At 33.3% G+C, this 6,828-nt stretch carries 9 protein-coding genes and 5 pseudogenes; 3 read left to right on the top strand and 11 right to left on the bottom strand.

Going from position 1 to position 6,828, the window contains the following annotated elements; genetic code table 11:
• Positions 1-102 precede the first annotated feature (102 nt).
• The 6 genes and pseudogenes from AC1DIT_RS26520 to AC1DIT_RS26495 all read right to left on the bottom strand — a co-directional run bounded on the left by AC1DIT_RS26520 (position 103) and on the right by AC1DIT_RS26495 (position 2,516).
• Positions 103-417 carry a thioredoxin family protein gene (locus AC1DIT_RS26520; protein WP_016114761.1) on the bottom strand — a complete coding sequence of 105 codons (315 nt, stop codon included), beginning with the start codon at positions 415-417 and terminating at the stop codon, positions 103-105.
• A gap of 84 nt (positions 418-501) precedes the next feature.
• Positions 502-982: pseudogene (locus tag AC1DIT_RS26515) on the bottom strand (site-specific integrase).
• Between the two features lie 75 nt (positions 983-1,057).
• On the bottom strand, positions 1,058-1,375 hold the full coding sequence (locus AC1DIT_RS26510) for an N-terminal phage integrase SAM-like domain-containing protein (RefSeq protein WP_016114763.1): 318 nt from the start codon (positions 1,373-1,375) through the stop codon (positions 1,058-1,060).
• A gap of 24 nt (positions 1,376-1,399) precedes the next feature.
• Positions 1,400-1,456, bottom strand: a pseudogene (locus AC1DIT_RS26505) (hypothetical protein); the annotation flags it as partial.
• 138 nt (positions 1,457-1,594) lie between these two features.
• Positions 1,595-2,074, bottom strand: coding sequence for a DUF2247 family protein (locus AC1DIT_RS26500; protein ID WP_016114764.1), 480 nt, complete (start codon positions 2,072-2,074; stop codon positions 1,595-1,597).
• Between the two features lie 166 nt (positions 2,075-2,240).
• A complete protein-coding gene (locus tag AC1DIT_RS26495) occupies positions 2,241-2,516 on the bottom strand; it encodes a TIGR04197 family type VII secretion effector (protein ID WP_016114765.1) in 276 nt (91 codons plus the stop codon).
• A 288-nt stretch (positions 2,517-2,804) separates the two neighbouring features.
• Between AC1DIT_RS26495 and AC1DIT_RS26490 the strand changes: the two are divergent.
• Positions 2,805-2,921 (top strand): annotated as a pseudogene (locus AC1DIT_RS26490) (N-acetylmuramoyl-L-alanine amidase); the annotation flags it as partial.
• 88 nt (positions 2,922-3,009) lie between these two features.
• On the opposite strand, the gene AC1DIT_RS26485 reads toward AC1DIT_RS26490, so the two are convergent.
• Both AC1DIT_RS26485 and AC1DIT_RS26480 read right to left on the bottom strand, forming a co-directional pair.
• Complete coding sequence (locus AC1DIT_RS26485; protein WP_016114766.1) at positions 3,010-3,318, bottom strand: hypothetical protein; 309 nt, start codon at positions 3,316-3,318, stop codon at positions 3,010-3,012.
• A 15-nt stretch (positions 3,319-3,333) separates the two neighbouring features.
• Positions 3,334-3,618 (bottom strand): hypothetical protein, encoded by a 285-nt coding sequence (locus AC1DIT_RS26480; protein WP_016114767.1) that lies wholly within the window; start codon positions 3,616-3,618, stop codon positions 3,334-3,336.
• A gap of 186 nt (positions 3,619-3,804) precedes the next feature.
• Here AC1DIT_RS26480 and AC1DIT_RS26475 point away from each other — a divergent pair.
• Positions 3,805-4,374: pseudogene (locus AC1DIT_RS26475) on the top strand (FtsK/SpoIIIE domain-containing protein); the annotation flags it as partial.
• Between the two features lie 51 nt (positions 4,375-4,425).
• Here AC1DIT_RS26475 and AC1DIT_RS26470 read toward each other — a convergent pair.
• Entirely contained in the window at positions 4,426-5,040 is a 615-nt protein-coding gene (locus tag AC1DIT_RS26470; RefSeq protein WP_016114769.1) for a hypothetical protein, read from the bottom strand.
• Between the two features lie 450 nt (positions 5,041-5,490).
• Here AC1DIT_RS26470 and AC1DIT_RS26465 point away from each other — a divergent pair, with 450 nt between their 5' ends.
• Positions 5,491-5,886, top strand: a complete 396-nt coding sequence (locus AC1DIT_RS26465) for a hypothetical protein (protein WP_016132791.1) — start codon at positions 5,491-5,493, stop codon at positions 5,884-5,886.
• Positions 5,887-6,462: 576 nt separating this feature from the next.
• Here AC1DIT_RS26465 and AC1DIT_RS26460 read toward each other — a convergent pair.
• Both AC1DIT_RS26460 and AC1DIT_RS26455 read right to left on the bottom strand, forming a co-directional pair.
• Positions 6,463-6,624, bottom strand: a pseudogene (locus AC1DIT_RS26460) (thioredoxin); the annotation flags it as partial.
• 16 nt (positions 6,625-6,640) lie between these two features.
• The coding region (locus tag AC1DIT_RS26455; protein ID WP_476998529.1) for a tyrosine-type recombinase/integrase at positions 6,641-6,828 on the bottom strand (188 nt) is incomplete at its 5' end.

The raw sequence follows: 6,828 nt of genomic DNA, 5'->3' as shown, positions 1-6,828 counted from the left end.
CTATTACACTTCTGAAGAAATGACTAAGTAATTACGAAAGAAAATCATTAAAATAGAAAAAGTGCCTCTGAAAGAATATATTTCAGAGGCACTTCTTCTATTTTAGTATGCTTCTAAAAACTCAGTAACTTGCTCTTCTGTTTTTGCGTTCGCACTATGTAAATGACCAAGTTTTTCACCATTTTGATACACTAATAAGCTAGGAATTCCCATTACTTGATACTCTTCTGCAATACTTGGGAACTCATCTTTATTAATAGAATACCATTCGAATTTCTGGAACTCTTCCATTACATCTCCGATAAAGTTGTCCATACGTACACAATCTGGGCACCATGTAGTGAAGAACTTAACTACTACCGGCTCCTCGCTTGCGATAATGTCCTTGAATTCCTTTTCAGACTTGATTTCTTTCATGTTTTTCGCTCCCTTTACAATTGTTTTATTTTGTATTTTTTTAGGTGGTAATTTCATTAAAAAATCGAAACTTCTAACGAATTTCTAACGAACGGTTTTATTTCCGAACAATTCGTTTGCAAATTGGTCCACCGCAGTTTCTTGAAGTCCTGGTACGACATGTGAGTAGGTGTTTAATGTGATGCCTACTCTTTTATGTTCTAAACGTTCACTTACAATCTTCGGATGAATACCTTGTTTCAACATTAGAGTTGCATGARTATGCCTTAGATCWTGGAACCGAATATCAGGAACCTCACTTTTCTTTATAAGCTTTTTCCAGAGCTGTGTCAAACTTCTGAAATTGCAAGGATTTCCGTTAATGGTAGGGCAGACTAAATCATRGTCGTTATATTCACTTCCGTGCCGTTCTTTTTCTACATTTATTCGTTCATGATGTTCTTCTTTCAAAATCAATGTCTTTCCATTGTAGACCTAGTATTTCACCTTTACGCATTCCACAAGTGATTGCAAGAAGATAAGCTACATAATAACGACTATCCTGAGCATTTTTTAAAAAACGCAGTACATCTTCCTCAGACCAAGTGTTTACTGTTTTTTCTACCCCTTTAGGTGGACTTACAACATCCGCAACATTTTTTTAAACAATTTTATGTCTCATTGCATAAGAAAGGGCAGTACGAATAATCTGATGTATACTTCGTACCGTAGTGGGCTTCATACTTTCTGATAGATCACTATAAAATTTTTCAAGATCTATACCCTTTAATTTTTGCATTGGAATGTTACTGAGTTTTGGTATATTACGATTATTAATATGTTTACTAGAGTTATAGTACGTGGTTTCTCTAAGATTTATCTTCCTAGCTTCAAGATATTGAATAAAGAATTCACGTACTCTCATTTTTGTGGGCTCGATATACGAGCCTTCTTCTATTTCTACGATTCTTTTAGCCATATCGGTTTGTGCTTCTTTTTTCGTTTTATATCCTGAAAACCATTTCTGGCGTCTTTTGCCCGTTTCAGGATCGGGACCAATGTCTACTATTATTGTCCATTTGTAACTTTCTCTTCACTTACTCCAAGCCAGGTAACATGGTTCATTGAAATATCCAATCCTAAAGAAGACTTGTTCTTCAAAAAGTTCTTTTCTTGCCCTCAGAATCTAGCAAAATAGTTAGTCAATAAATTTTTTCTCTGAATCTAAAAATTTATAAAACCTATTTAGTAAATCTTTCTTCGTAGTTGGGGTATCTTGGGGCATATAAGTAATAAAACTTGTCATATCTTCAGGATAATCATGTCTATCATAAAACTCTGCAATTCTATTTAATAGTTCATCTTCATCAGTAATCTTTTCTTTTAACTTAGATAAGTAAACAAATCTTGGTTTCCTATTCTCATTCTGTAATTCTTCACTATTTTCTTCTAAATTAGGAAAATAGGAATCTTTAATTTCAAACAAAATTTTATCTAAATCATTAGAATCTATTCCCCAAGCTAGTTCATTAACAAAAGCATCATCATCACCAGCTTCCATTAGTTCCACCGCATAAACAGAAATGACATTCGGTTCAAAATATTTTTTATTTACACCAGTATAAATAGTTTTCCAATCATACTTAAGACCTTTGTCCTTAAAATCTATTAAATCCATATAATTCTCCTTTTACTTTTTTGGAACTTGATTTGGTTTCCCTGTAACAATTCCATTTTCAATAAATCTTCTATGACTTACTTTTGATTTAATTGATTGATTTGTTTTTCGATATCTTGACTCATTTTTTTCCTCCTACCGTTTTACCTTTACGTAGGTTGTCACATTAGCGAAAAGTGTTGTGAAGTTCGTTATCCATTCTCTCGAACTCTTTGGCTACCGAATGAATATTATCGACCGCTTGTTGAAAGGCGGCACAAAAATGTTTCGTTAAATCTAAAGCTTGTTGGTTCGCTTCTTGTGCTTTGGAATTAACAGATAGCGTAGTACGCGTCGCCTTTGTTATAGAACGATTTATCGCACTTTGGATCGTATTCGAAGCTGCTCTCATCTGCGTAGCGATTTGTTGTGCCTCTTGAAAATTACTTTGAAATTGTCCCATCGCATAAACCCTTTCTATATTTCTATGAACGTATTAAGGAAGGGGAGTGCCTAGTATGTATGTCTATTATCCTAATGTTCTTCATAGGAACACTCCTGGGAAAATATTGCGAATTTAATTATAGCAATAATTGGCTATGTTTTCCTTGGAAAATTCCTTTTTATAACATGTGTGTTTTTACAGTCTTCAGTCGGTGGGGGAGAGTTCATAATGAGAGAAAGGGCTTTGCCAGGAATGAAATGATAGATAAAGAGATTAGATATGGCTTAAATAGTAGAGGTGGGTATAGTATTTATAATCGATGCAAAGGTAACTATTAATGGTTCACCACAATACAAAGTACACAACAGTAAGGGCAAAACATACTATGTTACTGCAAACGAAGCCTATGTAAACGTCTATTAACCTAGCAACGGCATGAAAAAGAAACCGATTCCTATTAAAGAGTCGGTTTCTTAGAATTATTATGCCAAATGTTTAATGATTATAAATATTACACGATAAACTCAAAATTTTCCGGAAAGTCAATGTTATTCATATTTTCTATACCACCATTTTCTAGTACATGAGTATATACTTTATGAACACATTTATACAACAGAGAAATATGTTTCTCCGGTATATCATCTAGTAAAACAAATGCTTCATCGGGGTTAGTTTCATTCTTTAAAACTTTAAAATTCCATCTGCTATAACGATCTGGATAATTCTTACAAGATTCAATATGTGGGCCAAAACTATAAATTACACTTTCTTTATCTTCATTTTCTTTAGTTACTACAATTGTTGGATATCTTCCCATTGTTTTTAACACTCCTTAATCAAATGCTTTATCAAGAGGAATTTTTAAATGCTCATCAAAAGGTACCATAGGTTCAGTTTCTGGGGACTCCCATGGTCTTCCAGAATCAACTGTTCTATCATGCGCTGTTCTATAATTAGTTTTAAAAATTCCTTCAAATCGAGATTCAAAGTATTCATGTTTAGGTAATTCTATGTCATTTTCATGATGAATACCTTTTTCTAACCGTTGCCAAGCTCTTGCAATTCCAAAATCAGGGTCAAACCTATCTAATCCTCGATCAAGATCATGTTCTTTCATAAAAGATGTTCTTTAATACGATTGATTCTTGCTTCTTTCCAACCGGTATTTTTAACAATTCCTGAAACATCAGAAGTTGAAGCTCTAATTTCATTATACATTTTTTCTACATGCACAAGTCCGTCATCATATTGGGTTATATAACTTCTTGCCCCAGACTCAAGTAATTTTGCATCCTCAACAACTTTTGCTTCCTTATCATCAGCGAATCCGAATCATGCTCATTTCTATCTCATCGATTTGAAGGAAGAAGGGCTAGAATTTAGCGAATACAAGAAATTACAACAAGTCGAATCCATTGCGGAAACACCTGAACAAGCTCATGCTATGCTGATAAAAGTTATGGAGAAGATGAGTGAGCATGGTAAATATATGAAAGAACGAGGAATCAAGAACATTGTCCATACAAAAGAAAAAGACCGGTATTTCATTGTAGTAGACGAAGGAGCAGTACTTGCGCCTTCAAAAGGGTTACCAAGAGGACAAAACCAAATGTTAGAGAAATGTCAATATATGCTCAGTCATATCGCACGAGTTGGGGGAGCACTTGGTTTCCGCATCGTCTTTTGTACACAATATCCAACTGGTGATACATTACCGAGAGTTGTAAAACAAATGGCCAATGCTAAGTTGGGATTCCGTTTGCCTACACCTACAGCGTCAGAAGTTGTAATTGATCAGTCCGGATTAGAGCATTTACCATCCATTCCAGGAAGAGCTATATATATGAAGGTCTATGTGATTCAAAATATATAAGAGTGTAGCAAAAAAAAACCGCCCCTCTATTTATAAGTAGAGGGGTGGGGGTTACGAGGGATAAACATCTTCAAATTTAATCCCAACAAGCATATGTTTCATCATTATAAGGCATTGTGCACTATCATTAACTGTGAAAGAACAAACTTCCTGTTTAGTTTTTTTTACAACCAAAACATCAAAACTAATGGCTAAAACGTCTGTAAGATAGTCTTTGTCCTGAGTATCTATAGCGATTAAAATATTATAAGTATATCTTGGAAAAACACTTCCAGTGTTATACCAGAAGATCCATGGTTCAGCATCTTGCTTATTTAAATTAATAAACATGTTAGTAATAGCATCGGTCACCTGACTTACAATATCTTGGTTTATACTTTCTCCCCAATGATAAGTAGGAAATGCTAAAATATCTTTAATAATCAGATTACTAATTTTCTCAATCAATTCTGAAATTTGAAGTGCTTCTCCTCCGATGATTGCTTCCTGTGACGACTTCAAAAAGTTTATATCACGATTTGATTCTAGCACGTTGACTAGAGTGCGAGGATCAGTGAAATCATTAAAATCCATATCCAATTCTTCAAAGAATTTCTTTAATTTAAGAACTTGTCCCAAATGTTCTTGTTTCACAGTAAACACATTATGAAAGTGATTATTCCCCATTTTTCAACAGTCCCTCCTATATAGAGCATAAGACAGATATATGATGGGAATTCCAATATATAACTATTTTTTGTTTTAAAATGTGGTATTGTACCTTTTCGAAAATAAGTTGTCCTAAAGTCTTGAAGAATAAGATTGTTTAGGTTCATTTTTTTGTTCACTGTAGTTTGAATAAACAGTGAACAATTTCGTACGTTAAGGATGTTATATAGACAGTATCTAATGCTTGTTATAGTACTTTGTTTTTAAGTAATGGGTTTGGAAACTAATTTTTGATCATATTTCTGTTAGTTTCGTTAAAAATAAATAGAGTTTCTTATAGGACGTTGTCCACTATGGACAAACTATATAGGGGAATAAATAGATAAATGGAAGAATAAATATAATAATATGTTCTTAAGTGAATAGTTATTTTCATAATTGGTACAAATTTATATTTGGAGGCGTATTATGAAAAAGAAACTAATTGCTATATCAGTTGGTTATATTTTAATCTTAAGTGCATGTGGAAATAATAATGAATCTAGTAAAAATGGGTATAGGTTTAATGGTACCTGGGAATTGATAGACAAGGCTAATACAAAATGTCCATCTACAATCGTGTTTTCAGGGAAAGATAAGATGGTATGGAAAGGACTCACTAAAGAAGGAGATAAGAAAACTGCGGAGTTACAATATACAAGAATATTTGAGGATGAATTCCAAGTAAAACTTACTGATCTTAAGATTAATGGAAAAACAACAGAAAGCAGTGAAGAAGAAAAAACTACTGTTAAAATGATAAGAGATAATAATAGGTTACGCCTTGTGAATAATGGTAATTCTTGTACTTATTCATTAAAGTAATTATTTATTTTAGATATCATTTTATTGATAATGCGTTTAAAAGTACTCTTTAATGAGTGCTTTTTTTATTGGATAAATTGGACTTCTAAAAAGATATGCTCGACTTTGAGCTTATAAAGCACAGTGGAAGGGGATCGCGAAAAGCGAGTCCCTTCTTGGGGCAGCGCCACATCACCATCAAGTTAAGATTTTGAAGTATCTCCAAAACGAAAAAAGAATTTATTACGTAGCCATAAACATAGGTAATAATGTTTTTATTTATTAGGGAGTTCAGATAAAATACTCCAAATAAGGATATTATATTATGAAATTTTTAAAATCCCATAATTTAATTGATGATTTGCGTCATAATGGCAGTGAGAGTGATGAGTAATAGAAGAAATACAATGGAGGTTTTTAGTAGAAGAAATATAAAAAAGTGCTAACAAGTTTGCAAACAGGATTGCAAACAAAAATGCAAACTAAACGAATACTTCTTAGTAATGGTAAGAGGTAAATGGTCGCTGATATGTCCTCTAAACCCTTATATTATAACGTTTGTTAACGATGTATACTCATGCATAAAACTGACTACTTCACCCGTACACAATCTGGGAACCATGTAGTGAAGAACTTAACTACTACTGGCTCCTCGCTTGCGATAATGTCTTTCAATTCCTTTTCAGACTTGATTTCTTTCATGTTTTTCGCTCCCTTTACAATTGTTTTATTTTGTATTTTTTCAGGTGGTAATTTCATTGAAAAATCGAAACTTCTAACGAACGGTTTTATTTCCGAACAATTCGTTTGCAAATTGGTCCACCGCAGTTTCTTGAAGTCCTGGTACGACATGTGAGTAGGTGTCTAATGTGATGCCTACTCTTTTATGTCCTAAACGTTCACTTACAATCTTCGGATGAATACCTTGTTTCAACATTAGAGTTGCATGAGTATGCCTTAGAT

The sequence above is a fragment of the Bacillus sp. 05T22 genome (assembly GCF_056396765.1).
The sequence above is the reverse complement of the archived record's forward strand: the minus strand, read 5'-3'. Positions and strand labels throughout refer to the sequence as shown.

Excerpts from the sequence above, each read along its gene's own strand:
- AC1DIT_RS26520 (WP_016114761.1), bottom strand. The coding sequence starts at position 417 with ATGAAAGAAATCAAGTCTGAAAAGGAATTCAAGGACATTATCGCAAGC.
- AC1DIT_RS26510 (WP_016114763.1), bottom strand. The coding sequence starts at position 1,375 with ATGGCTAAAAGAATCGTAGAAATAGAAGAAGGCTCGTATATCGAGCCC.
- AC1DIT_RS26500 (WP_016114764.1), bottom strand. The coding sequence starts at position 2,074 with ATGGATTTAATAGATTTTAAGGACAAAGGTCTTAAGTATGATTGGAAA.
- AC1DIT_RS26495 (WP_016114765.1), bottom strand. The coding sequence starts at position 2,516 with ATGGGACAATTTCAAAGTAATTTTCAAGAGGCACAACAAATCGCTACG.
- AC1DIT_RS26485 (WP_016114766.1), bottom strand. The coding sequence starts at position 3,318 with ATGGGAAGATATCCAACAATTGTAGTAACTAAAGAAAATGAAGATAAA.
- AC1DIT_RS26480 (WP_016114767.1), bottom strand. The coding sequence starts at position 3,618 with ATGAAAGAACATGATCTTGATCGAGGATTAGATAGGTTTGACCCTGAT.
- AC1DIT_RS26470 (WP_016114769.1), bottom strand. The coding sequence starts at position 5,040 with ATGGGGAATAATCACTTTCATAATGTGTTTACTGTGAAACAAGAACAT.
- AC1DIT_RS26465 (WP_016132791.1), top strand. The coding sequence starts at position 5,491 with ATGAAAAAGAAACTAATTGCTATATCAGTTGGTTATATTTTAATCTTA.